31 protein-coding genes are annotated in these 25,805 nt (G+C 59.6%); 16 read left to right on the top strand and 15 right to left on the bottom strand.

What is annotated here, in order from left to right:
• Window positions 1–67: 67 nt before the first annotated feature.
• Window positions 68–406: a P-II family nitrogen regulator gene (locus F3H58_RS00160; RefSeq protein ID WP_003515720.1), complete on the bottom strand. Its 339-nt coding sequence runs from the start codon at window positions 404–406 to the stop codon at window positions 68–70.
• A 358-nt stretch (window positions 407–764) separates the two neighbouring features.
• On the opposite strand from F3H58_RS00160, the gene F3H58_RS00155 reads away from it, so the two are divergent.
• Window positions 765–2,240: an NAD(P)H-hydrate dehydratase gene (locus F3H58_RS00155; protein WP_149740847.1), complete on the top strand. Its 1,476-nt coding sequence runs from the start codon at window positions 765–767 to the stop codon at window positions 2,238–2,240.
• Window positions 2,241–2,500: 260 nt separating this feature from the next.
• On the opposite strand, the gene F3H58_RS00150 is transcribed toward F3H58_RS00155, so the two are convergent.
• Entirely contained in the window at window positions 2,501–3,541 is a 1,041-nt protein-coding gene (locus F3H58_RS00150) for a GlxA family transcriptional regulator (protein ID WP_149740846.1), read from the bottom strand.
• A gap of 271 nt (window positions 3,542–3,812) precedes the next feature.
• On the bottom strand, window positions 3,813–4,031 hold the full coding sequence (locus F3H58_RS00145) for a hypothetical protein (protein ID WP_080856461.1): 219 nt from the start codon (window positions 4,029–4,031) through the stop codon (window positions 3,813–3,815).
• 126 nt (window positions 4,032–4,157) lie between these two features.
• On the opposite strand from F3H58_RS00145, the gene F3H58_RS00140 reads away from it, so the two are divergent.
• Window positions 4,158–5,096: a LysR family transcriptional regulator gene (locus F3H58_RS00140; protein ID WP_020810641.1), complete on the top strand. Its 939-nt coding sequence runs from the start codon at window positions 4,158–4,160 to the stop codon at window positions 5,094–5,096.
• Between the two features lie 53 nt (window positions 5,097–5,149).
• Here F3H58_RS00140 and F3H58_RS00135 read toward each other — a convergent pair whose 3' ends face one another.
• Both F3H58_RS00135 and F3H58_RS00130 read right to left on the bottom strand, forming a co-directional pair.
• Entirely contained in the window at window positions 5,150–6,070 is a 921-nt protein-coding gene (locus F3H58_RS00135; RefSeq protein WP_149740845.1) for a methylenetetrahydrofolate reductase, read from the bottom strand.
• Window positions 6,071–6,160: 90 nt separating this feature from the next.
• The gene (locus tag F3H58_RS00130; protein WP_149741311.1) at window positions 6,161–6,937 is read right to left on the bottom strand and encodes a formyl transferase; all 777 of its coding nucleotides are present in this window, start codon (window positions 6,935–6,937) and stop codon (window positions 6,161–6,163) included.
• 192 nt (window positions 6,938–7,129) lie between these two features.
• Between F3H58_RS00130 and F3H58_RS00125 the strand changes: the two genes are divergently transcribed.
• The gene (locus F3H58_RS00125) at window positions 7,130–7,291 is read left to right on the top strand and encodes an entericidin domain-containing protein (protein ID WP_003495552.1); all 162 of its coding nucleotides are present in this window, start codon (window positions 7,130–7,132) and stop codon (window positions 7,289–7,291) included.
• Window positions 7,292–7,409: 118 nt separating this feature from the next.
• Window positions 7,410–8,162: a phosphodiester glycosidase family protein gene (locus F3H58_RS00120; protein WP_502706406.1), complete on the top strand. Its 753-nt coding sequence runs from the start codon at window positions 7,410–7,412 to the stop codon at window positions 8,160–8,162.
• 9 nt (window positions 8,163–8,171) lie between these two features.
• On the opposite strand, the gene F3H58_RS00115 is transcribed toward F3H58_RS00120, so the two are convergent.
• Together F3H58_RS00115 and F3H58_RS27070 are read right to left on the bottom strand one after the other, a co-directional pair.
• The gene (locus tag F3H58_RS00115) at window positions 8,172–8,522 is read right to left on the bottom strand and encodes a hypothetical protein (RefSeq protein WP_065655212.1); all 351 of its coding nucleotides are present in this window, start codon (window positions 8,520–8,522) and stop codon (window positions 8,172–8,174) included.
• A 392-nt stretch (window positions 8,523–8,914) separates the two neighbouring features.
• Complete coding sequence (locus F3H58_RS27070; protein WP_185740874.1) at window positions 8,915–9,181, bottom strand: hypothetical protein; 267 nt, start codon at window positions 9,179–9,181, stop codon at window positions 8,915–8,917.
• On the opposite strand from F3H58_RS27070, the gene F3H58_RS00105 reads away from it, so the two are divergent.
• Both F3H58_RS00105 and F3H58_RS00100 read left to right on the top strand, forming a co-directional pair.
• The gene (locus tag F3H58_RS00105) at window positions 9,180–10,583 is read left to right on the top strand and encodes an L-serine ammonia-lyase (RefSeq protein ID WP_149740843.1); all 1,404 of its coding nucleotides are present in this window, start codon (window positions 9,180–9,182) and stop codon (window positions 10,581–10,583) included. The genes F3H58_RS27070 and F3H58_RS00105 overlap by 2 nt on opposite strands.
• Before the next feature lie 65 nt (window positions 10,584–10,648).
• A complete protein-coding gene (locus F3H58_RS00100; RefSeq protein WP_035260632.1) occupies window positions 10,649–11,083 on the top strand; it encodes a DUF1489 family protein in 435 nt (144 codons plus the stop codon).
• A gap of 83 nt (window positions 11,084–11,166) precedes the next feature.
• Here the strand turns inward: F3H58_RS00100 and F3H58_RS00095 are convergent, their stop codons facing one another.
• Window positions 11,167–11,775 (bottom strand): transglutaminase-like cysteine peptidase, encoded by a 609-nt coding sequence (locus F3H58_RS00095; protein WP_003523403.1) that lies wholly within the window; start codon window positions 11,773–11,775, stop codon window positions 11,167–11,169.
• A gap of 233 nt (window positions 11,776–12,008) precedes the next feature.
• Between F3H58_RS00095 and F3H58_RS00090 the strand changes: the two genes are divergently transcribed.
• The gene (locus tag F3H58_RS00090; RefSeq protein WP_149740842.1) at window positions 12,009–12,203 is read left to right on the top strand and encodes a hypothetical protein; all 195 of its coding nucleotides are present in this window, start codon (window positions 12,009–12,011) and stop codon (window positions 12,201–12,203) included.
• A gap of 271 nt (window positions 12,204–12,474) precedes the next feature.
• Here F3H58_RS00090 and F3H58_RS00085 read toward each other — a convergent pair whose 3' ends face one another.
• Complete coding sequence (locus F3H58_RS00085; RefSeq protein WP_003508056.1) at window positions 12,475–13,092, bottom strand: PilZ domain-containing protein; 618 nt, start codon at window positions 13,090–13,092, stop codon at window positions 12,475–12,477.
• A gap of 182 nt (window positions 13,093–13,274) precedes the next feature.
• The gene (locus F3H58_RS00080; protein WP_188128719.1) at window positions 13,275–13,832 is read right to left on the bottom strand and encodes a PAS domain-containing protein; all 558 of its coding nucleotides are present in this window, start codon (window positions 13,830–13,832) and stop codon (window positions 13,275–13,277) included.
• Between the two features lie 353 nt (window positions 13,833–14,185).
• On the opposite strand from F3H58_RS00080, the gene F3H58_RS00075 reads away from it, so the two are divergent.
• Together F3H58_RS00075 and F3H58_RS00070 are read left to right on the top strand one after the other, a co-directional pair.
• On the top strand, window positions 14,186–14,923 hold the full coding sequence (locus F3H58_RS00075) for a rhomboid family intramembrane serine protease (protein WP_149740840.1): 738 nt from the start codon (window positions 14,186–14,188) through the stop codon (window positions 14,921–14,923).
• A 154-nt stretch (window positions 14,924–15,077) separates the two neighbouring features.
• Window positions 15,078–15,512, top strand: coding sequence for a CBS domain-containing protein (locus F3H58_RS00070; protein WP_003523399.1), 435 nt, complete (start codon window positions 15,078–15,080; stop codon window positions 15,510–15,512).
• 71 nt (window positions 15,513–15,583) lie between these two features.
• On the opposite strand, the gene F3H58_RS00065 is transcribed toward F3H58_RS00070, so the two are convergent.
• The 3 genes from F3H58_RS00065 to folE all read right to left on the bottom strand — a co-directional run bounded on the left by F3H58_RS00065 (window position 15,584) and on the right by folE (window position 17,824).
• Window positions 15,584–16,525, bottom strand: coding sequence for a patatin-like phospholipase family protein (locus F3H58_RS00065; RefSeq protein WP_149740839.1), 942 nt, complete (start codon window positions 16,523–16,525; stop codon window positions 15,584–15,586).
• Window positions 16,526–16,619: 94 nt separating this feature from the next.
• Entirely contained in the window at window positions 16,620–17,072 is a 453-nt protein-coding gene (gene hisI / locus F3H58_RS00060; protein WP_149740838.1) for a phosphoribosyl-AMP cyclohydrolase, read from the bottom strand.
• A gap of 125 nt (window positions 17,073–17,197) precedes the next feature.
• Window positions 17,198–17,824, bottom strand: a complete 627-nt coding sequence (folE, locus tag F3H58_RS00055) for a GTP cyclohydrolase I FolE (protein ID WP_003495569.1) — start codon at window positions 17,822–17,824, stop codon at window positions 17,198–17,200.
• 282 nt (window positions 17,825–18,106) lie between these two features.
• Here folE and F3H58_RS00050 point away from each other — a divergent pair, with 282 nt between their 5' ends.
• The 4 genes from F3H58_RS00050 to thrS all read left to right on the top strand — a co-directional run bounded on the left by F3H58_RS00050 (window position 18,107) and on the right by thrS (window position 21,566).
• On the top strand, window positions 18,107–18,553 hold the full coding sequence (locus F3H58_RS00050; RefSeq protein ID WP_065655145.1) for an iron-sulfur cluster assembly scaffold protein: 447 nt from the start codon (window positions 18,107–18,109) through the stop codon (window positions 18,551–18,553).
• 3 nt (window positions 18,554–18,556) lie between these two features.
• Window positions 18,557–18,916 carry a membrane protein insertion efficiency factor YidD gene (yidD, locus tag F3H58_RS00045; protein ID WP_149740837.1) on the top strand — a complete coding sequence of 120 codons (360 nt, stop codon included), beginning with the start codon at window positions 18,557–18,559 and terminating at the stop codon, window positions 18,914–18,916.
• Window positions 18,913–19,437: a DUF1697 domain-containing protein gene (locus F3H58_RS00040; protein WP_149740836.1), complete on the top strand. Its 525-nt coding sequence runs from the start codon at window positions 18,913–18,915 to the stop codon at window positions 19,435–19,437. The genes yidD and F3H58_RS00040 overlap by 4 nt, the downstream gene beginning before the upstream one ends.
• A 125-nt stretch (window positions 19,438–19,562) precedes the next feature.
• Window positions 19,563–21,566, top strand: coding sequence for a threonine--tRNA ligase (gene thrS / locus F3H58_RS00035; protein ID WP_065655142.1), 2,004 nt, complete (start codon window positions 19,563–19,565; stop codon window positions 21,564–21,566).
• A 224-nt stretch (window positions 21,567–21,790) separates the two neighbouring features.
• On the opposite strand, the gene F3H58_RS00030 is transcribed toward thrS, so the two are convergent.
• Window positions 21,791–22,771 (bottom strand): RgsD C-terminal domain-containing protein, encoded by a 981-nt coding sequence (locus F3H58_RS00030; protein WP_149740835.1) that lies wholly within the window; start codon window positions 22,769–22,771, stop codon window positions 21,791–21,793.
• 110 nt (window positions 22,772–22,881) lie between these two features.
• Here F3H58_RS00030 and F3H58_RS00025 point away from each other — a divergent pair, with 110 nt between their 5' ends.
• The 3 genes from F3H58_RS00025 to F3H58_RS00015 all read left to right on the top strand — a co-directional run bounded on the left by F3H58_RS00025 (window position 22,882) and on the right by F3H58_RS00015 (window position 25,340).
• On the top strand, window positions 22,882–23,463 hold the full coding sequence (locus tag F3H58_RS00025) for a nitroreductase family protein (protein ID WP_020808944.1): 582 nt from the start codon (window positions 22,882–22,884) through the stop codon (window positions 23,461–23,463).
• Window positions 23,463–24,080, top strand: coding sequence for a flavin reductase family protein (locus tag F3H58_RS00020; RefSeq protein ID WP_065655140.1), 618 nt, complete (start codon window positions 23,463–23,465; stop codon window positions 24,078–24,080). The genes F3H58_RS00025 and F3H58_RS00020 overlap by 1 nt, the downstream gene beginning before the upstream one ends.
• Before the next feature lie 69 nt (window positions 24,081–24,149).
• Window positions 24,150–25,340 carry a DUF2336 domain-containing protein gene (locus F3H58_RS00015; RefSeq protein WP_149740834.1) on the top strand — a complete coding sequence of 397 codons (1,191 nt, stop codon included), beginning with the start codon at window positions 24,150–24,152 and terminating at the stop codon, window positions 25,338–25,340.
• 144 nt (window positions 25,341–25,484) lie between these two features.
• On the opposite strand, the gene F3H58_RS00005 is transcribed toward F3H58_RS00015, so the two are convergent.
• Window positions 25,485–25,805: transposase (locus tag F3H58_RS00005; RefSeq protein ID WP_149740832.1), on the bottom strand; the 321-nt coding region annotated here is incomplete at its 5' end.

The raw sequence follows: 25,805 nt of genomic DNA, 5'->3' as shown, positions 1-25,805 counted from the left end.
ACATTTTCCTTGAGTGTGATGATGACGAGGTGAAAACCCAAGCCTCCCCGGCTCGGGACGTTCTTGATTATATGGCGTCCACGCCTGTTTCACCGGTACGGATGCGGATGACTTCCTCGACATTGGAAACGAAAATCTTTCCGTCGCCGATACGTCCTGTCTGCGCCGCATTGCGGATCGCCTCGATGACGGCTTCCGCATTCTCATCCGCCAATACGACTTCGACTTTCACTTTCGGCAAAAAGTCCACGACGTACTCCGCTCCGCGGTAGAGTTCCGTGTGGCCCTTCTGACGACCAAAGCCTTTTGCTTCCGTGACCGTGATTCCCTGAAGTCCGACTTCCTGAAGGGCTTCCTTCACTTCATCGAGCTTGAAAGGCTTAATGATCGCTTCGATCTTTTTCATGAGAAAATATCTCTCCGCTTCTCCCGTTAAAGCAGGTAACTCCCGCTCTGCCACAAGAATGCACGTATTGTGCCAGATCGGAAGCGGGCTTGAAGAAAAAACTTCGATCCCCCGGCTTTCCGACACAAAATGCATTCGCTTTTTGCGCTTTTCCAGCCAATTTCTCGCGGAAACCCGAAAAATCCATCAGCATTTCTGTGAATTTGTATTATTTTAGTTTTTTTGAATATTTGGAAAGGCGTGGGTAGAGCAATGGCTGTTTGTTTATATTTTATGCATTTGTCTATTATTTAGACATGGCTATTTGCTTATTTTTGTATCGATTGCCTTTCCGGCGTTTTGAAGGGATGATCGGGACATGAAATCCCTTCCGCGCCTTTTCCTGATCGACCCTGTTGCCATGGCCCGCATCGATGCGGCGGCCGGGCAATCCGGCATTCCTCTTTATGACCTGATGGAGCGGGCGGGGCAGGCGGTTGCGGCCTCGGTGCTGCGTCACTATCCGCAGGCGCAGCGTTTCGTCGTGCTCTGTGGTGGCGGCAACAATGGCGGCGATGGTTATGTGGCGGCGCGGGCGCTTTTGCAGAGCGGTGCGGTCGTCGCGGTTCATCATCTCGGCGATGTCGGCGCGGTCAGGGGCGATGCCCGGACGGCATTCGAGCGGAGCGGCGTGACGCCGCTGCCGTTTGACGGGTATTCCCCAGTTGCCGGTGACGTGGTGATTGATGCGGTGTTCGGGGCCGGATTGTCCCGCGATGTTCCGCAGGAGCTTATCCGGGTGATCGAGGCGGTCACGCGGGCGAAGGTGCCGGTTCTCGCCGTCGACCTGCCCTCGGGCCTCTGCGGCAGGCGGGGCGTGCCTCTCGGTGCATCGTTCAGGGCTGAGCGGACGGTGACCTTCATGGCGCGCAAGCCGGGTCATCTGCTGATGCCGGGGCGGGAGCTTTGTGGAAAGCTCGAGGTGTTCGATATCGGCATTCCGTCCCGCATCCTTGATGCCCATGCGGGATCGGTGGCGGAAAATAGCCCGCTGATCTGGCGGGATGCCTTGCCTCATGCCGATATGGAAACCCACAAATTCCGTCGCGGGCATCTGACCGTCTTTTCCGGCCCGGCCCATGCGACGGGCGCAAGCCGCATGACCGCGCTTTCGGCACTGAAGGCGGGGGCGGGCATCGTCACCATCGCTGCGCCGAGGCAAGCGCTCGATGTGCTCTCCGTCACGCTGACGGCGGTGATGAACGCGCCGGTGGACGATGCCGACGATCTGCGGTCGTGGCTGGACGATGGGCGTCATGGCACTTTCGTTCTCGGCCCGGGTTTCGGCGACCTCGAAAAGGTGCGCCACTTCGTGTCTCTGCTTGGAGATAAGGCGGTCGTGCTGGATGCCGATGCGATCACGGCTTTCAGGGATCACAGGGAGGCCCTGTTTGCGCGTGTCACGTCGGGCAAGGGCAAATTCGTGCTGACGCCGCATGAGGGCGAGTTTGCACGACTGTTTCCCGATCTTGCCGCCGACAAGATGCTGAGCAAGATCGAGAAGGCGCAGGTCGCTTCGGCCCGCAGCGGCGCCGTGCTGGTCTATAAGGGCGCGGATACGGTGATTGCCGCGCCGGATGGCCGGGCGCTGGTCAACACCAATGCTCCCGCAAGCCTTGCGACAGCTGGATCAGGCGATGTGCTGGCCGGCATCATCGGCGCGCTGCTGGCGCAGGGAGCTCCCGCTTTCGAAGCGGCCGCGGCCGGGGTCTGGCTGCATGGCGAGGCCGGCCATAGGGCAGGCGACGGCTTGACAGCGGAAGACCTTGCCCATGCGGTTCGGCCGTTTGGGTGAAGTGGTCTGATTGTGTTTGCTAGCCGCTGACCAAGTTCGGTGGTTTAGCAAAGTTCCATCATCCGCACTCGGTCACCCCGGACTTGATCCGGGGTCCAGCGCGATCAAGTCCTTGATCGCGAAAGACTCTTCTCACGGCGCAGAAGCGCCGTGACTGGATGCCCGATCATCCTCGGGCTTGTTCCGGGGACCGGCATGACGGAGGAGAGGTTTTTTATCCTGAAACAAGCTCCGTCGTGTTTGTAGCCTTTACCACGCATTCAATGCGCGGCCTTGCCTGCCTGGCTCGCCATCGCCATTCGCGAGGCGCTGATCAGGAGCTTGCGCTCGGCGCGTTCCTGCTGCGGCGTGCGATTGTAGATTTCGCGATAACACTTGGAAAAATGCGAGGCTGAGACGAAACCGCAGGCGACGGCGACTTCGACCACCGGCATGGCCGATTGCACCAGCAGGTGGCGGGCGCGGTCGAGGCGGATTTCGAGATAATAGCGGGCGGGCGAGCGGCCCATTTCCTGGCGGAAGAGGCGCTCCACCTGCCGGCGCGACAGATCGGCGGCATCGGCGATATCGAGCAGCGACAGCGGCTCGGCAAGATTGCCTTCCATCAATTCAATGATCGACAGGACCTTGCTGTTCTGCACGCCGAGGCGGGCGCGCAGCGGCAGGCGCTGGCGGTCATTGGGGCTGCGCACCCGGTCGGTCAATTGCTGTTCGCAGACGCGGTTGACGAGGTTTTCGCCGAAATCCTGGCCGATCAGGCTCAGCATCATGTCGAGCGAGGCCGTGCCGCCAGCGCAGGTGTAGATGTTGCTGTCGACTTCGAAGAGGTCGGCATAGACCTCCACCTGCGGGAAGGCTTCGGAAAAACCGGGCAGGTTTTCCCAGTGGATCGCGCAGCGCTTGCCGTTCAAAAGGCCCGCCTGTGCGAGAATATGGGCCGCGGTACAGAGGCTGCCGATGGCGATGCCGCGATTATAGGATTCGCGCAGCCAGGCATTGACGGATTTGTTGATGTGTTGATCCACATCGATGCCCGAACAGATGATCGCCATTTCCGGGCGGTTTTCGCCGTTGACGTAGCGCCGCTCATCGGCAAGACAGGTATCGGGCTCAAGACAGATGCCGCTTGACGACATGACCTTCTGGCCATCGAGCGAGGAGAGCCGCCACTCATAGGCCTGATAGCCCAACATTCGGTTGGCGATGCGAAGCGTTTCAACCGCTGCGGCGAATGGCAGCATGGTAAATTGCGGAATGAGAAAAAAGACGATTGAGCGCTTCTTCTGGGAGTTTCTGCTCATTTGCCCGTGCTCCGTTGCGAATACGCAATTCCTCCCTTGGAATTGGTCTTCTGGATGTCCTGTCTACGACATCTTTAACGAAAAATACGCCGTGGAATCGGGGCTGTCAAAAAATCGCTTTTGAAATATGCAAATTTTGCGACAAGCCTTTAAAAAAGGCGGCGTGTCGCATGTAAAACAGGCACGCTATTTTGCGCCCTTGTCCCTCCATTCGAAGGGCGGGCAGGGATGGCTCGCACGTCTGGAAACGTTGCGGGCCACCGGTTGAATGTCATCTGCGGATGACGTTTATGCGGCTGTTGTCCGTCGTCGGCCATCCGATATCCTTCAATGTTTCAGGCGGCAATGCCTCTAGTGCGCGAAGCATTTTTTCGCGACGCCATGCGGCGTAACGGGCGGCAACATGGTCGGACAGGCGATGAAGCCAGCCGCTGGATGACGGACGGTGCGAGGAACGGTTCGTCACGGGGAGATAATGTATCATGGTCATGTCTTGATCCTTTCCTGAACCACGATCCTGTTTGCGACTTTGGTACGCGCTTGCCGACGAGGCTAAATCCGCCCCGTCAATCGATGTCACGGATGGTGCGCGCTTGTTGACATTCAATCAAACGAAATGATATCCATCTATAAATCAAAATATTTGAAGGTGCGTGCCATGACCGTGACTTTCCGCCAACCGCTGCCGTTGCTGGATAACGACATATTGAGAACCTTCGTCGCCATTGCCGAAACGGGGAATTTCTCCACCGCTGCGGAAGTGGTGTTCAGAACACCGTCTGCGGTTTCCATGCAGATCAAGAAGCTCGAAGAGCAGTTGAAAACGACGCTTTTCCTGCGCGATGCCCGTTCGGTGACATTGACGGCGCATGGGGAGACGCTTTTGACCTATGCGCGGCGCATGATTGCGCTGTCCAACGAGGCCGTGTCGCGTTTCGTCATGCCGGAGCTTTCCGGCGTCGTCCGTCTCGGCGCACCGGAGGATATTGGCGAGCGTGGCCTGCTGCCTGGCATTCTCAAGCGTTTTGCCGAGGCTTTCCCCGGCATCATGATCGACGTCACCATCGATTCCAGCTCCAATCTCTATAAGCGCATGGATGAGCAGAGGCTCGATCTTGCCCTCGTCAACTGTGCCTCCCATCCCCTTCGGGATACGGGCGAGGTGCTGATGCGCGAGCGTCTGGTCTGGGCAGGCGCAAAATGCGGCACGGCCTATCTGCGCGATCCGCTGCCAATCTCCATCTGGGAAGAGGGTTGCATCTGGCGCTCGGAAGCGATCCATTCGCTGGAAAAGCGCGGCCGCAATTTCCGCGTGGCCTATCTCAGCGGCCATACCATGGCGCAGCGCGCGGCGATTGCCGCCGATCTCGCCATCGCGCCGCTGCCGCGATCCTATGTGCAGAACGACATGGTCATTCTGGGCGACAAGGAAGGCCTGCCGGAACTCGGCTGTTTCGATATCCGCCTGATCATGGGTGATAAGGCGTCCCGCCCTGTTCTTGCCGTGGCTGAAAGCATTCGAAACGCTTTTGTCGAAGTCGCCAAGGCGGCCTGAGATATTGGAGGTGCGCGGCGGCCGTGGCCCGTCGCGCCGTTAGAATCGCGGTTTTAGCCCGCCATCGAATCCGGCGATGCCGAACTGTCCACCGCGCCGGTTTGCCAGCTTCCACGCTTGACCAGCCAGTCGGCCGAATTCTGCAATCCGCCGAAGGGGAAGACGTGAATTTGCCGGATCGGCCCTTGCGGATTGGCCTGCCAGTGCCGCTCGATGGGTCCGACGACGCTTTCCGGTGAATGGCCCTTGGCAAGCGTTGTCAGCGAAAGCGCGTTCTTCTTGAGATAGGCGATTGAATTGCCGACGCCGCAAAGCGCGGCATATTTCAAAAGCGTCGTGATCTTGGCCGGGCCGGAAACGCCGATATGCACCGGAAGCTCGATGCCTGACGCCGCAAGTCCTTCCGCCCAGGCGATGAAACGCGCGGGATCGAAACCGAACTGGGTGACAATGCGCATTGCGGCATCGCTTCTTTCGGCAAAATCGCGTTTCAGCCTGAGTGCGGCCATGGCCGTCTCCTCGTTGAAATCGGGGCTGCCTTCCGGGTGGCCGGCGATGGCGATCTGTCTTATGCCGCAACGGTCGAAAATGCCGGTGGACAGGATGTCCATGCTGGATGCGAAGGGACCGGCCGGCCGGTCGACGCCGCCACCGACAACCAGAACATCGGTTACGCCCGCTTCTCCGGCAAGCCGTTTTACCTGTTCCTCAAACGCTGCGCGGGAGGGGATGCGTCGCGCTGCAAGATGCGGCACCGGCTCATAACCGAGATCGCGCAAATGTCCTGCGGCTTCAACGAGCCTTTCCTGCGAGGCCGCTCCAGTGTCGGTGAGATAGACGCGCACACCCTGCGGAAAGAGACCGGCAAGGTCGGTCGAGCCAAGCACCTGCGCCGGCGAGGCTTCGATGGACGCGGGAATGATGGAAGCGGTGGAGATATCGGGCAATTTGTGCGTGATCCTTTTTATTATCATGCACCTATTTTGCGGCGAAGTCTGTGCCTGTTGCGGCAAGACAGGCTTGCATCTGCGACGAAGCTCGGCCCCAATCCCTGACGCGTGGCTTCACCAGATCCGTTTCGTCAGGCCGTTCCAAAGCCATGTCCAGATGGTCGGCGGGAAGCGCAGTACCGATTTTCCGGGTGAGGGCGGCTGCGGCGCAAGGCTGCCGGAAAGGGCGTCCTCGATGGCGCTGACGGCAATATCCACCGAAGCGGCGGTCAAAAGCAGGGGGTAAGTGGCAATCGTGTCGGAAGGCGATGGTTTCAGCCGCTTCTCGTAGAGCGTGGCGCCGGTATCCACGCCCTTGTCGACCAGATGCACGGTCGCGCCGAAATTGCCGCGGTCTTTTTCCACCAGCGCCCAGTATCCGCCCATCTGCCCGCGATAGGCAGGATTGATGCCGGCATGGAAATTGATGACCGGGCATTGCAGGGCCTGAAGCGTGGTCGGTGTCAGCAGGCGGCAGGAAATGGTGAAGATCGCCGCCGGTTTCAGCAGATTGGCGGCCTTGCGGCATTCCTCATCGTTGAGCGAGGCGAATTGGGTGACGGGGAGACTGTGATGGAGATCGGGAGAAAGGCCGTGTTCGGCGATGATCTCATTGCTTCTGCGAACCGTGAAGCGCTTGCCGAGCCGCGAGGCGATCATCGTCGCCATCTGGCCCGCAGCGACAATCCAGCCGAGCCGTCGCGCGCGCCGCCTGAGAATGACCGACTTGCTTTCCGGTTGCTCCATGAAAACATGGATGTCGGGAAATCGGGCCGCCAGCGCATTGATCATGACATTGGGGTTCACACCGCCTGCCGTCATCACCAGAAGCCGATTGTTGATGTCAGTCATATCACCCACGGGATTTTCCTAAGCCACGATCCGGATGCCGAGTTTCTCTCGGGAACTTCAAAACCATGTTAATTTTCATCGACAGGATTTTTTGAAATGCTGCTGGAACGGATTTTTGGGACTCACGTTATTGTGACGCATATCACATCGGTACTTGCCTTTGGACGGCAAGTCATAGGGGAGTAGTTTCACATGATCACACGCATTCTTTCGACCGTTTTCGTGGCTTTGTTGACCGTTGTCACCCTGAGCTCCTGTGGTAACACCATTCGCGGCATGGGTCGTGACACGGCGAACGCCGTCGACGCGACGCAGGATGCCGGCCGCAATGTGGACCGCGCCGCCCGTCGCTGACGACATCTCCCCTTAAAGGTCCGGCGTCATCCTGAAACACGGGTGACGCCTTTTCTTTGACCGAATTTTCCTGCGAATGTGCGCCGACAAGAATCACGGGGCGGGCATGAACGGATCGATGAAAAGACTGGCGAAGCTGCTGTTGCCTTTGCTGTTGCCATTTTCGGCTCAGGCCGGCGGGCAGGCGGATTTCTGCAGGATCATGGACCATGCCGGTGGTCGTTATACCGTCTGCAGTTTCGACCCGGCAAAAAGCACCATCCGGATTTACGACCGCGATCATGTCTCCGGCCAGGGATATGGCTCCTTCGCTGCTCTCTCGTCGGCGCTGTGGCGGCAGCACATGTTCAGCGTCTTTGCCATGAATGGCGGCATGTACCATTCGGACTATTCCCCTGTCGGCCTCTTTATCGAAAATGGCATCGAACGCTCGCCGATCAGCACCGGCGGCGGCTGGGGCAATTTTCATCTTCTGCCCAATGGCGTGTTTTATCTGAAGGGGGCGGCGGCCGGCGTGCTGGAAACGCAGGCCTACCTGGCAGCGGATTCCACGCCGGACTTCGCCACGCAATCCGGGCCGATGCTCGTCATCGATGGCAAGCTGCATCCGCGCTTTCTGCCCGATAGCGACAGCCTGAAGCGGCGCAACGGCGTCGGCGTTTCCCGCGATGGCATGGTGCATTTCGCCATTTCGGAAAATACCGTGCGCTTTTACGATTTCGCCACGCTGTTCAGGGATGTGCTGCACGCGCCGAATGCGCTCTATCTCGACGGCACCATATCCAGCGTCGATATTCCCGCAATGAAAAGGCGGGACTCGCTGTTCCTGATGGGGCCCATCATCGCCGTTGTCGACAGGGTGCCGGATTAGCCTGAACGATCAGATCGGCGCCTTGGGATAGGCTTTTTCGAGACCGGCCGATGCCGTCAGTCCCTTGCGGAAGGCGAGAAAAGCGGGGTGCTGGCTCGCCCTTGCGGTTTCCATGATGCGGATCTGCAGCCGGGCAGGGGCATTGCCGCCAAGCCATTCGCCAGTCGTTTCCAGCTTCAGGCTGTTGAGGAAGCGGGCATTGGTCTGCTGGTCGAGATAAAGATTGAGGCCAGCCAGCAGGTTCTCGTCCTGCAGGGCGTTTTCCATCAACAGCAGCACCCAGGCTTTATCCTCGCTTGCAAGCGAAGTGAGTTTCGATGCGACTGTTTCGCGATCGGGGAAGGAGGATGCCTGCTGCATGGGGTGACTCGCATCGTTGCCGTTGCCATTGTCGATAAAGCACAGGTCATGCCCTTTCAAGGCGCGACGCTTCAGCGCAAGAAATTCGACCGTAAGGTGTTTGGTAGGCGGGGTTTTCAACAGATGTTTGTAGGAAAGCTTTAAATAACGGTTACACTTTAGCCTAAATTGCGGCGAAGCCCAAAATGGCGCTTCTACGGGCCTCACGCTAACACCTTGTTTTTTCACATACCTATGCGCGGGGCGAATGGCAGCCTGTCGAAAACGCCTTCATTTAGCCGCTTTTTGCATTTGCCTTCGCCGCCAGATTTTAATAAATGCTTGCCTCAACGGGCCGGGTCTTGAAGATCCCCCGGAGAGTGAATAGCTGGAGTAATCATGGAAGAAACCGCTCAGAAATCCTGCTGGGGCGTCACCTTGCGCGCACTTGCAGGCTTTGCCGCTTTTCTCGCATTGACGTACATTTTTGGCAGCCCATAAGCATCTCTCCTGAATGACGGGTTTTGAAACGGCGCGGTTTTCCTTTGGAAACCGTGCTGTTTTCGTTTGAGGGCAATTATGTCGCAGCTGCGCAAACCGCTGACGCTCTTTTGTGGCGATCCGTTTTGGCTTTGGATATGATGGTGGTGGAATCCATTCTTATTCAAGGCGAACTTCATGTTTCTTTCGGTCTTTGACGTCTTCAAGATCGGTATCGGTCCTTCGAGCTCCCATACGATGGGGCCGATGACGGCAGCCAACCGCTTTCTGGCGCTGATCCTTAGCGATGAGTGGCCGCGGCCGGCAGGCGCGGCCGTTGCGCAGCTGAAGGTCAGCCTGCATGGCTCGCTCGCCTTTACCGGCATCGGCCACGGTACCGGGCGTGCCGTCATTCTCGGCCTCACCGGCGAACGGCCGGATATTGTCGACCCCGATGCGATGGACGCCATCATCGAGACGGTGGAAAACGCCGGCACCGTGACGCCGCCCGGCCATCCTTCCTATGTGTTCCGCCCGGCCGAAGATCTGGTCTTCGACAAGAAGAACCCGCTGCCCGGCCATGCCAACGGCATGATTTTTTCCGCCTTCGACAATCAGGGCAGGCTGCTTGTCAAGCGCATCTATTATTCCGTCGGCGGCGGTTTCGTCGTCACCGATACGGAGCTGGAGGCGATCAAGCAGCGTGGCAAGACCATCGATAACGGTCCGCGCGTGCCTTATCCCTTCGCCACCGCGCGGGAAATGCTGGATATGGCGGCCCGTTCCGGCCGCACCATCGCCCAGATGAAGCGGGCCAACGAGGAGACGGTGGTTTCCCGCGAGGAGCTGAACGAGCGTCTCGACCAGATCTGGGAGGCGATGAACGGCTGCATCGAGCGCGGTCTGAAAGTGGACGGCATCATGCCTGGCGGCCTGAAGGTGCGCCGCCGCGCCCGCTCCATTTACGAGAAGCTGAATGCGGAATGGCGCAGCAACCGGCTGAACCCGGTCATGGCCAATGACTGGCTGAGCGTTTACGCCATGGCGGTCAACGAGGAAAACGCCGCCGGCGGTCGCGTGGTGACCGCGCCGACCAACGGTGCGGCGGGCGTCGTTCCTGCCACCGTCAGATATTTCCGGCATTTCCATGAGGATGCGAGCGTCGATGACGTGCGCGACTTTTTGCTGACGGCGGCCGCCATCGGCGGCATCATCAAGCACAATGCCTCGATTTCAGGCGCGGAAGTGGGCTGTCAGGGCGAGGTGGGCTCGGCTTCCGCCATGGCGGCGGCAGGCCTTGCCGCGGTCATGGGCGGATCGCCAGAACAGGTGGAAAATGCCGCCGAGATCGCGCTCGAGCATCATCTCGGCATGACCTGCGATCCGATTGCCGGGCTTGTGCAGGTGCCGTGCATCGAACGTAATGCCATGGGCGCGGTGAAAGCGGTGACGGCGGCCTCGCTGGCGCTGAAGGGCGACGGCCAGCATTTCGTGCCGCTCGATGCCTGTATCGAGACCATGCGCCAGACCGGCAACGACATGAGCGAGAAATACAAGGAAACCTCCACCGGCGGCCTTGCCGTGAACGTTGTGGAGTGCTGAACGGGCAGGGCGTCAGGCATGGTTGCCATGCTTGACGCCCGCCGCAAAAAGGCATTGATAGAACCATGCCTTTACATCTCATCAAACTTTGCGTCGGTGCGGATTCAATCCAGGACTTGAGAGACTGGGTCGCGCATCGTGCGCTCACCGCAATAGCCGCGGGCCTTGAGCCGCACAGCGTCCACACAACCCGGATGATCCCGAAACGTGTTGAGGAATTGCTCGAGGGCGGTTCGCTTTACTGGGTCATCAAGGGGCAGGTGCAGGCACGGCAGAAACTTCTCGATATCCGCTCCTTCAAGGGGGAAGACGGTATTTCCCGCTGCGATCTCATTCTCGGCCCGGAGGTCATCGAAACCTCACCTGCGCCGAAGCGCCCGTTTCAGGGCTGGCGTTACCTGAAGGACGACGAGGCGCCCCGCGATCTCGGCGGCGGCACGGGCGGCGAGGACATGCCTTCCGATCTCAGGCGGGAACTGGCGGAGCTTGGGCTGCTCTGACGCTCAACGGATTTGACAATGAAAAAGCCGGCATCCTTGCGGAGCCGGCTTTTTCATTTGGGGGAGACGGGTCGGTCGTGCGGTCAGTTGATACCGCCGACCGCAGTGGTGGCGCGGCCATCCTGAATTTTCACCCAGCGGCCGGGATTGGCGGTGTCCTGGCGCTTCAGGTAGGTATATTCGGTTTCCGACCAGTTCATGACCTTGTTGCGCATGTTGTCGAGAACGAAATCGCCACGATCGGTGCGGACGGTCAGAACGGCGTGGCCTTCGCCATTCGGCTGCAGAACCACGGTGATCAACAGGTTGGAGGCGGAGAAGCCCTTGTTCATCAGCATCTTGCGCTTCAGGAGCACGAAGTCTTCGCAATCGCCGACCGTGGTGGGATAGGCCCAGCGTTCTTCGACGCCATAGATTTCCATGTCGGTCATCGGCGTGATGGTGGTGTTGACGGTGTAGTTGACGTCGAGCATCGTCTTCCAGCGCTCTTCGGTCAGCTTCATCGGGCCGTTGTCCAGCGATGTCGGCTGGCATTCGCTCTGATAGGTCTGGCAGAATTCATAGTGGCCGATCGGCGGGTTGGCCTTGCCGATGACGCGCATGACGGCGGCCGGCGAGGCGCTTGCCTGATGCGCGAAGGCGCTGACGATGAATGCGATCAGAGTGAAAACGAAACGGTTGTTCTTGTTCATTGCTTGTCTCCCCGTGGTGAGGAGACATTCGCAGGTATATTTTGACCCGGCGGAAATTTGCGAAGCGCAATTTGAGCTTAAATTTCAGCAAATTAGCCGTTGTTTTGAACTGTATTCGAACTAGTTTTTATGCGTGTTTGAAGCAAATTTTATTACAATTTTACGCATCGTGGCTTTAGGTTTTTGGTAGCCATCTAGACCGCTGTATTGACAGCGGTTTTCCGCGTGCTGCGGTGTCCGTTTTCGCGCGCGGCCGGCTGGCGACACTTGCCGAAGAGGTGGATTTCCCGTTTTGGGATGGCTGTTTCAGGTTGATACAGGCCGGAAAAAGCGACAAAAAAACTTCAAAAAAACTGCATTTTTTCTGGAAAAAAGTTTTGCGGAGCGGTTTTCGCGCCGTGGATGAGCTGGCCAATGGCGCAACATGATCCGCCGCGCTTATCCCTTTTACCGACTATGATGGATCCAGGCCGGTCTGCCGTAAGCGTCAGGGCGTGAAAATGGAAGTTCGGTAGCGAGAAATGAGAATGAAGCACCTGACGCCAGAAGCGGCCCGATATGGCCGAAGACAGAACATAGCCCGTCAAGGGGCCGTCCGGGAATCTTCGCAATTATGCGATTGGGTCGAGCGCAAAACGCGCCAAAAATGCTGCACGCATTCTTACGGGCGCAAAACCTGCCGTGTCCGGGTGGAATTAGTTAGAGAAACTCGATCAGTGCGTCGGGTGACTGGACGCGGTCGAATTCCACGGCGACGCCTTCCATGAAGTGGCGCACGATCTTGCCGCTCATGTTCTTGCCGAGCTGGACCCGGCTTCCGAGCGGCGGCCGGTTTTCGATCTCGATTGCCGCGCCCGACAGGGAAAGGTCGATCAGCCGGCAGGCGACGAGCACGCCGTCTTCCAGAACGAGCTGGGCCCTCGCATTACGCGGCGTCAGGCGGTCGTGGCGGCGGTCTTCCGGCAGGCCGAGCAATTGACGCTTGGCAATCCAGGCGAGCTGCGCGGCGAGTTTTTCCCGCTTGCGCTCCGGCGCGTTGATGGCGATGAGGAAGCCCGATGCGGTGAGCGATGTCACCGTGCCTTCGATGCGGCCGATATGCTGGAGATAGGCGATGACGCGGTCGCCGTGGCGGGCAATGCCCGAGCAGGTGAACTGCGCTCTTTCGGCGGTCATCTCGGTCGCGGTGCAATCATATTCTTCATGGTCGGGCAACATCAGGCGGCCGGTGAAGGACACGCGGACGGCGTCGTCGAGATGAGCTTCCTCAACCGGACGCAGGATTTGGGCGGTGTTGACCGAGCGGGACGAAAACATGGGCAGCGCAATTGTAATGAATGATGACGGTAAATTTCTACCTTGCGCGAGTTAACAGACTGTATTGTTTAACCTCTACAATTTTTCTGATCGGCAATATTGTTGCAGTTCTGACGTATTTTTTTGAGATTCCGGCGCTGCCGGACCTCTCCCGGAGGGGCGGGAGCGTTGGAACAGGTCCGTCAGCAGCTTTCGGCGCGCGGTGTATCCTCGGCCCCCTTGTTCAGCGGATACCCTTCCGGCGCGATGTCCAGGCGCAGCAGGCGGCTGCTTTTCATGGACAGGCACTGGATGGGCGCGGCGAATTCGTGTCTCGGCCGCTCCGCAAGCAGCGCCCCGAGCAACCTTGGGGCGGCGTCGGGATCGGTGCGAAGCGGCAGGAGCAGCATTTCGAACGCCAGCGGTGCCGCGCCATGGCCGTCCTCCGCCTCGACATCGAAGACCACGGGTAACTGGTGGTGCAGGATGCCGCGCGCGACGCGGCAGGGGAAGACGGCATTTGCCGGCTGCCACAATTCCGAAAACGGGCGATCCCGCAATTCCCGCCCGAACAGATCGCAAAGACGAGTACCGGCAAGGCGGAAGAACGGGGTGTTCTCTCCCTTGTCCGTGAGGATAAAAAGATCGCCAAGGTGATGTTTCAGCTTTGCGGGATCGATGTCCTCGCGTCGCGGGGCCGATCGCTTGCCGCGCAGTTCATCCCAATAGGCATATATGTCCAGTCCGGCCATGCTCTTCATAGCATCTCTCCATGTTCGTTTTTGGGACATCATGTCCATCCGAACGTCTGTATCTGGAGGCGTAGCGATTTTCGTGCCAAGTGAATTTATTAAGGTTAACAAAGGGTTGATATTGCCCGATGGCGATAGTCGTGGCATCGGAGCGGCCATGTCGGGGAAAGCTCCGTCAGCACAATTCGATGGCGTCGCCTGTTATTTTAAGGCGGGCCCGCAAGCCGGACCGCCCGCGGCCCGGCGTCCTTGCCGCTAGCGGTTTGGGCGTCGAGCGCTTCAAGGGCGGGACGGCTTTTTTTTCGTTCGGGCTTCCTATATTGCTCGGGGACGCAAAATTCGACCAAGACAGGGATGGGATCATGTCCTATGGGGACGGCGAACAGCCGCCGGTTTCGGAAACGCCGGAGCCGAAAGACGACACGAACAATCCCGTCTTCAACCTGCCATCGCTGCTGGTCAGCATTCTGGCCGCGCTGATCGTCGCTTATGTCGTTCCCGCCTATCTTCTTTCGGAGGAAGGCAATGGCTGGTTCATCTTCACCTTCGGCTTCATTCCGCTGCGTTATGCGGTGCCGTTTTCCCAGCAGGGGCTGGAATGGCTCTGGACGCCGGTGACCTATTCTTTCCTGCATGGCGGCATCGAGCACATTCTCTTTAACGGATTGTGGCTGATGGCCTTCGGCGCGCCGGTTCTGCGCCGGATCGGAACAGTGCGCTTCGTACTGTTATGGTGCATTTCCGCCGCCGTTTCCGCCTTCGGCCATGCCGCCCTGAACTGGGGTGATGTGACGGTGCTCATTGGCGCATCCGGTGTCGTATCGGCGCTGATGGGCGCGGCTTGCCGCTTCGCCTTTCCCGCGCGTGGCGGATATAGCGCCTCCTTCGGCCATCTGATGCCGCGGCAGAGCATTCTTGCGGCGCTTTCCAACCGCACCGTGCTGATCTTCACGCTGATGTGGCTGTTCGGCAATGTGCTGATTGCGGTCGGCGTGCCGCTGTTCGGCGATGTCGGCGGTGAAATCGCCTGGGATGCGCATGTCTTCGGCTTTCTGCTCGGCTTCCTGTTCTTCGGGCTTTTCGATCGACGGCTGGCCTGAGCCGATCACGCTCCTTGTCGGCCGTGGCGCAAATTTGCTTTCGCGCGTCCCATCCGGGATTGCATTCATGCGGACCTCAGCGCACGATATCCCATGATTTGCAAGCGCCGGGGGAGACTGCGGCGCTGCGTATCGCTGCAAAGAGGAGGAAGGCATGCCAACATTCGTAAAGGATCTTCTCGACCGCAAGGGCCGGGACGTCGTGACTGTCGGTCCGGAGGTCAGCATCGGTGAGGCGGCGGGAACGCTGCACGCGCATAAGATCGGTTCCGTCGTCGTGACCGACGCCGATGGCGTCGTTCTCGGCATCTTCACGGAGCGCGATCTCGTAAAGGCCGTGGCGGGCCAGGGTGCCGCTTCCCTCCAGCAATCCGTGTCGGTGGCCATGACCAAGAATGTCATACGCTGTCATCACAATTCCACCACCGATGAGCTGATGGAAATCATGACGGGCGGACGCTTCAGGCATGTGCCGGTTGAAGAGAATGGCCGCCTTGCCGGCATCATTTCCATCGGTGACGTGGTTAAGGCGCGGATCGGCGAGATCGAAGCCGAAGCGGAGCACATCAAGGCCTATATTGCCGGGTGAGTTAGTTCGCGAAGCGTATTACTTCCCTCATTCCTGTCACAAGCACAGGAATGAGGCGAGGGTCTCGCGCATCAGCGCCGGAATGCCTGCTGCATGCGCTCAAGCTCCGGAATGCGGGAGCGCGTTTCCTCATATCCCCGGTCGATGGCTTCGCTGGCGCGATGGAATTCCGAGAGGCCGATATCGTTGATGCGGGGATGCATCATCAGGTCTGGAGGATCGCCCGCCAGGCGCGAGCGCGAAATCCGGTCCTGAATAATGTTAAACGCCTGCACCATGACGCCCGGCAGGCCGGGACGCGGCGGGCTTTCCACCGCCGGTGCGACGCCGCCATGCGATGGCGAGGCGGCGTGCTTGACCACGGCGGAACGGCCGAAAAGGTCGTAATTCAGATTGACGGCGACGACCAGCGCCTGCTCATAGGCTCGGCAGACCGAAACCGGCACGGGGTTGACGAGCGCACCGTCTATCAGGGTGCGACCGTTGCACTGCACGGGTTCGAAAATGCCCGGCAGCGCATAGGAAGAGCGCAGCGCGGTGACGAGATCGCCTTGGTGAATCCAGACCTCGTGGCCGGTGCGCAGTTCCGTCGCGACGGCGATGAAGGGATGGTCGAGGTTTTCGACGCGCAGGCCCTCCAGATGTTCCTGCATGCGTTTGGTCAGCCGCATGCCGCCGAAGAGCCCGCCGCCGCCGATGGTGAGATCGAGCAGGCCGGCAATGCGGCGCATCGTCAGCGAACGGGCGAACTCCTCCAGCTCATCGAGCTTGCCGGCGAGATAACAACCGCCCACCAGCGCGCCGATCGACGTACCCGCAATCATGCCGATCTTCACGCCAGCCTCGTCCAGCGCCCGCAGCACACCGATATGGGCCCAGCCGCGCGCCGCACCGCCGCCAAGGGCGAGCGCTATGCGGTGCTTGTCGACGATCTGGGTGACGGGCGGCTCATTGCCGGTGGCTTCGGGATTTCCAGCCGCAAGTTGATTGTGACGATTTCCCCATCCCAACATGACCGCACTCCCTGCCAGTTCCTCAGGCTTCCCTCAAATCCCTGAAGCCTATTATATTGGTAGCAAATTGGTGCGGCCGATGGAAGGTGGCCGTTTATGTGTCGGAATAGGTGGTGGCCGGATCGAAATGGCGGGTGTCGTCGGTGATCCTGGTCACAGCTTCACCATTGGAGAGTTCGACGGTACGATAAAAGCACGAGCGGCGGCCGGTATGGCAGGTCGCGTCATGGCCGGCGACGGAGACCTTCAGCCACACGGCGTCCTGATCGCAATCGGTGCGGAATTCCTTCACCGTCTGCAGATTGCCTGACGTTTCGCCCTTCTTCCAGATTTTGTCGCGCGAACGGCTGTAATAGTGGGCGATGCCCGTCTCCAGCGTCAGCGACAGGGCTTGCGCATTCATATGGGCGACCATCAGCAACTCGCCGTCACGGGCATCGGTGACCACGGCGGTGACGAGGCCGTGGGCATCGAATTTCGGCGAAAAAAGACCTGCGTTTTCGAGCACTTCCTTGTCCGCAGGTGCGGACGGAAACGAAATGGACATGGCTACCCCGGGAGAAAAGCGGAAGGTTTCAGAGCGGCGGAGGCAATGGAATCAGTCCGCCACTCCAAAATTTGTCTGGGCATCGGGTTTCTCGGAAACCCGCGCTACACTTTTCGGTCCAACGCTTAGCGGTTCCGCACCATGGTCATGAAGCGCACCTGTTCGGCCGGATCGTTCTTGAACGTGCCGGTGAAGCTGGTGGTCAGCGTCGTCGACCCCTGCTTGTTTACGCCGCGCATGGACATGCACATATGTTCGGCGTCGATCATGACGGCCACACCGCGCGGTTTCAGGGTTTCCTCGATCGATCTGGCGATCTGCGCGGTCATGTTTTCCTGCGTCTGCAGGCGGCGGCCGAAGATTTCGACGACGCGGGCGATCTTCGACAGGCCGAGCACGCGGCCGGCCGGAAGATAGGCGACATGCGCCTTGCCGACGATAGGCACCATATGGTGTTCGCAATGGGAGAAGAAGGGGATGTCGCGCACCAGCACCACATCGTCATAACCGCCGACTTCCTCGAAGGTCGTGCCGAGCACGTCCTGAACGTTCAGCTCATAACCGGCAAAAAGCTCGCGATAGGCCTTGGCGACGCGCTTCGGCGTATCCAGAAGTCCTTCGCGGGCGGGATTTTCTCCTGCCCAGCGCAAGAGAACGCGCACTGCTTCTTCCGCTTCGGCCTGGCTTGGGCGAGCTTCTGCCACGTCGGGTTTTGCGCCAGCGCCGGGGAAATTCTTCACGATCGCATCCATTCCGTCTCTCCCGATGCGGGTAAAGGCCGCACCTGAATTCGTTTTTCATCGCGAACTCATGTTCGCAGTTGCTGCTATCTGGTTGTTTTACAGCATTTTGGCAAGACCGATGCTGTTATTTCGGTATCGGAGCCGTTAATTTCATCACGGCTTGATGTCCAGAAAGCTCGTTAGCATATATTGAGAATGGAGGGCAGGAAAGCTTCACTGCGACAAACGCTGTGTTTGAAAAATTTGACCTGTCCTGTTTTTGGGCAATCTCGAGCGCGCCGGGCACCGACGATGGACGATATCTACAATAATCGCATTCTGGACTTTGCCGGGAATATTCCGCTCATCGGCGTTCTTGAGGATGCCGACGCCAGCGCCGAGAAACACTCCCGGCTGTGCGGGTCTAAGCTCAAGGTCTATCTGAAGGTCGAAGGCGGCATCGTGACGGCGTTTTCGCATGAGGTTCGCGCCTGCGCGCTCGGCCAGGCCTCCGCCTCCATCATGGCGCACCACATCATCGGGGCTTCCAGCGGCGAAATCCGGCAGGCGCGGGAAGACATGCTCGCCATGCTGAAACAGGACGGCGAGGGGCCCGCGGGCCGTTTCGAAGACATGCGGGTGCTTCAGCCCGTCCGCGATTTCAAAGCGCGCCACGCCTCCACCATGCTGACCTTCGAAGCGGTGGTCGATGCGCTCGACCAGATCGAGGGGCGGCCGGCTCTCAACGCCGCAGGTTAGGCGATGTGCGGCGAACCGGGCTGCCGGCACCAGCAGACGACGGAAAAAGCGGGCCGATCCCGCAACTGGACAGGCAGCTTTGCCAAAACGCCGGGGCGGCTTCTGGGCGTCGGTTTCATCCGGTTTTATCAGCTGACGCTATCCGGCTTCATCGGGAATTCCTGCCGCCATATCCCCACCTGTTCCGAATATGGCTATGAAGCCATTGCCCGACACGGGCTATGGGCCGGCGGGTGGATGACGCTGTTTCGCGTCGCGCGCTGCGGGCCGGGCGGCACCAGCGGGCTGGACCCGGTGCCGGAAGCGCTCGATGGCGGCAGGCGCTGGTGGATGCCGTGGCGTTACTGGAGCCTGCATCGATGAATGACTATGTGGCCCTGCTGCACAGCATCGTGCTCGGCGCGGGCAAGCGGCTCGTCATGGCCGATCTCAGGGCCTTGGCGGAAGAGCTGGGATTTGCCGAATGCAGAACGCTGGTCGCGACTGGAAATCTGGTTTTTCGCGCCGGGGCGGCACCTGTTCGTGAGATTGAGGAGAGGCTGGAGCGCGCCTTCGAAGACCGCTTCGGCAAACATGTCGATATTCTCGTTCGTTCGGGCGGCGACTGGCTGAAACTGGTGGCGGACAATCCCTTCGCCCAGGGCAATCCGCCGGATGTCTGCGTTCGGGTGATGCGCGCGCCGCTGGACAACGGCGTCCTCGAATTGCTGGAGAAATACCGTGAGAGGGAAAAGATCGCGCTTGCCGGCGGCGATCTATGGATCGATTTTTGCGGCAAGCCGAGCGAGAGCAGGCTGCTGTCCGTGCTGACCACCAAAAGGCTCGGTATCGGCACGACCCGCAACGCCAATACGGTCAATGGTCTCGCGCAAATGCTTCGCTGAACGACCCTTCGCCTTTGACTGCAATGGCAAAAGCCTTTATCAGCCTGCCTGTCCGCTTGTCGCGGGCAAATCATTATTCCAACACCACCCGCATTCGTTGGCGGGACTGGACAGGAGATTAGACAATGTCTGAAGCTGTTTCCCTTACATTTCCCGATGGATCCGTGCGCAGCTACCCCGCCGGTACGACCGGCCGCGAGGTCGCCGAATCCATTTCTAAATCGCTTGCCAAGAAGGCCGTCGCCATTGCGCTTGACGGTACCGTGCGCGATTTGTCCGAGACCATCACCGATGGCAAAATAGAGATCGTCACGCGTGAAGACGGCCGTGCGCTGGAACTCATCCGCCACGATGCCGCCCACGTCATGGCCGAAGCCGTGCAGGAACTGTGGCCCGGCACGCAGGTGACGATCGGCCCTGTCATCGAAAACGGCTTCTATTACGACTTCGCCAAGAACGAACCCTTCACGCCGGAAGATCTGCCGAAGATCGAAAAGCGCATGAAGGAAATCATCCTGCGCAACAAGCCGTTTACCCGCGAGGTCTGGTCGCGCGAGAAGGCCAAGGAAGTGTTCGCCGCCAAGGGCGAGAACTACAAGGTCGAGCTGGTCGACGCCATTCCGGAAGGTCAGGACCTGAAGATTTATTATCAGGGTGACTGGTTCGATCTCTGCCGTGGTCCGCATATGGCCTCCACGGGGCAGATTGGCACGGCCTTCAAGCTGATGAAGGTGGCCGGCGCCTATTGGCGCGGTGACAGCAACAATGCGATGCTGTCGCGCATCTACGGCACCGCCTGGGCGACGCAGGAAGAGCTGGACAATTATCTCCACGTGCTGGCCGAAGCCGAAAAGCGCGACCACCGCCGCCTCGGCCGCGAAATGGACCTGTTCCATTTCCAGGAAGAAGGTCCGGGCGTTGTGTTCTGGCATGGCAAGGGCTGGCGCATGTTCCAGACGCTGACGGCCTATATGCGCCGGCGGCTCGCCAACACCTATCAGGAAGTCAACGCGCCGCAGGTGCTCGACAAGTCGCTGTGGGAAACTTCCGGTCACTGGGGTTGGTATCAGGAAAACATGTTCGCGGTAAAATCCGCCCATGCCTTTACCCATCCCGATGACGAGGAGGCCGATCAGCGTGTCTTTGCGCTCAAGCCGATGAACTGCCCCGGGCACGTGCAAATCTTCAAGCATGGCTTGAAGTCCTACCGGGAAATGCCTGTCCGTCTTGCGGAATTTGGCACTGTGCACCGCTATGAGGCTTCCGGTGCTCTGCACGGCCTGATGCGCGTTCGCGGCTTTACGCAGGATGATGCGCATGTCTTCTGCACGGAAGAGCAGATGGCGGCGGAATGCCTGCGCATCAACGATCTGATCCTGTCGGTCTACGAGGATTTCGGCTTCAGCGAAGTCGTCGTCAAGCTCTCCACGCGTCCGGAAAAGCGCGTCGGTTCCGACGATCTGTGGGATCGCGCCGAAAGCGTGATGATGGATGTTCTGAAGACCATCGAGGAACAGTCCGAAGGCCGCATCAAGACCGGCATCCTGCCGGGTGAGGGGGCGTTCTACGGGCCGAAGTTCGAATATACGCTGAAGGACGCCATCGGCCGTGAATGGCAGTGCGGCACGACGCAGGTGGACTTCAACCTGCCGGAACGTTTTGGTGCCTTCTATATCGACCAGAACTCCGAAAAGACGCAGCCGGTGATGATTCACCGCGCCATCTGCGGCTCGATGGAGCGTTTCCTCGGCATTCTCATCGAGAACTTCGCCGGCCATATGCCGCTGTGGTTTGCGCCGCTGCAGGTCGTGGTCGCGACGATCACCTCGGATGCGGACGATTACGGCCGCGAGGTTGCCGAAGCGCTGCGCGAAGCTGGCATGGCGGTCGAGACCGATTTCCGCAACGAGAAGATCAATTACAAGATCCGCGAGCATTCGGTGACGAAGGTTCCGGTCATCATCGTCTGCGGACGGAAAGAGGCGGAAGAGCGCACCGTCAACATCCGCCGTCTCGGTTCGCAGAACCAGACGCCGATGTCGCTGGAAGATGCGATTACGAGCCTCGTGGACGAGGCAACGCCGCCGGATGTGAAGCGCAAGCTAGCGGCGAAAAAGCAGGTTGCGTGATAATGATTACGGCCCCTTCGAGGGCCGTTTTTGTTTGCGGTGCGATGTAAAGTGGTAGTGATGTCATTGGTAGAGGCGGAGCATCCACACTCCGTCACCCCGGACTTGATCCGGGTTCCAGCGCGATCAAGCCCTTGATCGCAAAAGACTCTTCACACGGCGCAGACGCGCCGTGGCTGGATGCCGGATCAAGTCCGGCATGACGGATGAGATGTAGGTGACGCCTACTCGAAATCCCCGGTCATATCTTCCGGCGCCTGATCCTTCATCAGCACTTCCACGTCCGAATCCCGGCCGGAGGTTACTTTGAAGTTGCGCTGGTAGACCTTGTCCTTGTTGCGGGCGATGGCGGTATATTCGCCTTCCGCCAGCACCATGGTCGAAAAAGCGCTGACGCTTTCGTTTACCACGTCGCCGCCGCCGTTGAGCACGGACCAGGCCGTATCGGCAATGGCTTCTCCGCCTTCTTCGGAAACGAGCTTGAGGGTGATCTGGGCGGCCTGATGCTGGAGCGTCGCTTCCGTCAGCTTGCCGGCTTCCACCTGGATGTCGGCGCGCACCACCGCGTTGACGTTGCCATATTCGGAAACCACGTGATAGGTGCCGGCATTCAGGCGCACGATGGTGTTGGGCTTGATATCGGCCATAACGAGGCCGCGCTCGCCATCGGGGCGGGCGTCTGACGAATAGACGGAAAATTTGAGCTGGTTGCCGGAAATCTGCTTGTCGGAACCCGCAACCGCATTCAGCACGAAGCCGCCGGCATCGAGAATAAGCACCTGTTTCTGCACATTGCCGGAGGCCGGGACATTGAGTTTCTTGGTGACGCCCGCACGGCCGAAGGCGACGTTGACGAAATATTCGCCCGGCACCAGATGGAATTCCGCCGAGCCGCCTTCCGAACTTGCCAGCATCGGCAACTTGCCGTCCGCGCCGGGAATGGGGCTGAAGACGCGCCAGGACAGGCCTTCCTTCACCGCTTCACCTTCGCTGGTCAGCTTGGCTTCCATGGTGATATCGCGGGCGGTGCTTTCCGGGGCTTTGGGTGCGGAAGGGGCGGTGAAAGCGTTCAGCTTCGGCATTTTCGGCGTGCCGCCGAGCTGCTTGAAGTCTTTGAAGGCGTCCTGTGAAAAAGCGGCTTGCGATAAAAGACCAAGCACGGCACATGCAATGGTCAGACGTGCCGCGATTTTGATTGCCGACATTTTCGATACCGATTGACTTCTTGATTTTCCCGGATCACTTCAAAACCAATGCCGTGGCTATTTCAAGGCCCATGTTTTTGCGATGACAGCAGAATGGAAGATTTTTGATCATGACAAATGATATCAAGCTCCTCGATTATCTCAAGGTTCGCCGTTCCACGCCGGCCCTGCAACTTGCCGAGCCGGGGCCTTCGAAGGCGGAAATCGAGGACATCCTTCGCCTTGCCGTGCGTGTGCCTGACCATGGCAAGCTCGCCCCCTGGCGCTTCGTCGTCTATCGCGGCGAGGAGCGCGTGCGTCTCGGTGAGACGGCGCTGAGGATCGCGCTTGAAAAGAACCCGGAACTGGACCTGCAGCAGCAGGAAGCGGAACGCACCCGCTTCACCCGCGCGCCCGTCGTTATCGCCGTCATCAGCACCGCAAAGCCGCATTTCAAGATTCCGGAATGGGAACAGGTCATGTCCGCCGGTGCGGTGTGCCTCAACCTCATCTTCGCCGCCAATGCCAGCGGTTTTGCAGCGAACTGGCTGACGGAATGGTTTGCTTTCGATTCCGCATTTCTCGCGGAAATCGAGGTGGGCGCGGAAGAGAAGGTGGCCGGGTTCATTCATATCGGCTCGACAACATTCCCGCCGGTGGAGCGGCCGCGGCCGGAGCTTGCCGATGTCGTCACCTGGGTCGGGGACGTTTGATGTTCTACACCACGGACACCAACCAGCATGGCCTGCCGCACGATCCGTTCAAGGCCATCGTCGCACCGCGTCCGATCGGCTGGATCGGCTCGAAGGGCAGGGACGGTTCCCTCAACCTCTCGCCCTATTCCTTCTTCAATGCGATTTCAGACCGGCCAAAGCTTGTGATGTTCTCCTCCAGCGGCAGGAAGGACAGCCTGCGCAATGTCGAGGAAACCGGCGTCTTCACCGCCAATCTCGTCAGCCGCCATCTGGTGGACCGGATGAATGCGTCTTCCGCACCGGTTGGCTATGATGTCGACGAGTTCGCCCTTGCCGGTCTCACCGCCGTCGACGGGCGGGTGGTGGATGCGCCTTTCGTGGGCGAGGCGCTGGCGGTTCTGGAATGCCGCGTGACCCAGATACAGCAGCTTAAGGACGTTGACGGCCAGCCGGCGGATTCGTGGATGGTGATCGGACAGGTCATGGCGATCCATATCGATGAAACGATCATTCGCGACGGGCGCATCGATATGGGGCTGTCGCGACCCGTGGCGCGCATGGGCTATATGGATTACTGCGATGGCGGCAGCGATGTATTCCAGCTGCAGCGCCCCTCTACTGCGCCGTCAATATAGTCCTTGTTCGGCTACGGTTAATTTTTATGGTGAACCAAACGTAAACCATTTGCGCCTAGAGTTTTATACATGGTGGCGGCGATGATGCCGCCATCCATTGTTGCGAATGTTTTCGAGGCTCAGGTGATCGTACAGGCATTTCTTCGCTGGTCTGAAAAGGCTGGCTCGACCGAGCGGGCGAAAGCCGCCAATGCTCTCGGCCGTGCCTATCTTCAGTCCGACATGGCGCGCGAGAACCGCGATGCCGCCTATATGGCGATGACCTATCTGCTCGACGATCCTTCGCCGCGTGTACGACTGGCGCTTGCCGAGGCGCTGGCGGATGCCCATGAGGCACCGCGCGCCATTCTCGTTTCACTCGCCGAAGACCAGCCGGAAATTGCCTGCACCGTCATTGCACGTTCACCGGTTCTCGGCGAGGCCGATCTGGTCGATCTCGCCGGGCGTGGAGAAAGCCTGACGCGCGCGCTCATCGCCGCAAGGCCGGGCCTGCCGCGCGGTGTCTGCGCAGCGCTTGCCGAAGTCGGCGACCTGCCGGAAACCATCATCCTGCTCGAAAACGACGATGCCTTCATCACGCCGTTTTCGCTCAGGCGCATCGCCGAGCGCCATGGCTCGGATGCCGATATTCGCGACCTCCTGCTTCGCCGCGAGGCGCTGCCCGCCGATGCGCGTCACCTGTTGATGGGCCGCATCAGCGAAGCTCTCGCGGGCTCCGCGCTGGTTCACGCAATGATCGCACGCAACCGTGCCGACAGTCTTTTCCGCGAGGCTGAAGATTCCGCCACCATCCTTCTCGCCGCCAGTGTCTCCTCGCCGGAGCTGCCGGCGCTGGTGGAGCATCTGCGCCAGCGGCTGGAACTGACGCCGGCGCTACTCATCCATGCCGTCTGTTCGGGCCGGCTGGAATTTTTCACGGCGGCCATGGTCAATCTCTCCAGTCTCGATGACCGCAAGGTGCGCGCCATTCTGGCGACGGGGCGGCCGCATGCCTTGAAGGCGCTGTTCCAGTCGGTCGGTCTTTTCGGCGATGTTGTCGACGTCTTCATCGAGGCGACGCTGCTGTGGCGCCGTGCCGCCCGCTCGCAGCTCTCTGATGTGGCGGCCTCCGTCTCGGCGGAACTGCTGGCGCATTTCCGCGACGTCAACGGTTCCGAAACGCTGTTCGAACTGCTGCATGCCGTGCGCAAGCTCGCCATCGCCGAAGAGCGGCAGAAGGCTCGGTATTATGCGGAAGCGCTGACGGTCGAGGCGGCGTGAGGTCCGGGTTTCCCTGTGTGCATCCTCTCATCCTCATTCCTGTGCTTGTTACAGGAATCCAGCCAGCCCAAGTCCTTGGGGTGAAAAGACTCTTTGCGCCGCGCAGACGCGCGCCGGCTGGCAACTGTATTGATGCATGTTGTTTCAAGCTGCTTGGAATGTGGTTTTATCCCTGAGCATGGCGTTTGCGATGACGAGCAGTTTGCGGGCGATGGCAATGATCATGACCTTGAACGGTTTGCCTTTGGCCTGCATGGCCTGAACCATGCGGGCGAATGGCGACTTTAACCGGTAGGCCACCAGCGCCGCCATGTAGAGGGCATCGCGAACGCGCTTTCGTCCGCCGCGGATATGGCGCTGGCCGCGGTGAATGCCGCTATCGGCATTGAAGGGGGCAAGGCCTGCAAGCGCCGCCATGCCGCCGGGCGAACTGTCGCCCAGTTCCGGCATGTGGGCCATCAGGGT

Source organism: Rhizobium sp. NFACC06-2, from assembly GCF_900101425.1.
GTDB lineage: Bacteria > Pseudomonadota > Alphaproteobacteria > Rhizobiales > Rhizobiaceae > Agrobacterium > Agrobacterium leguminum.
The sequence above is the reverse complement of the archived record's forward strand: the minus strand, read 5'-3'. Positions and strand labels throughout refer to the sequence as shown.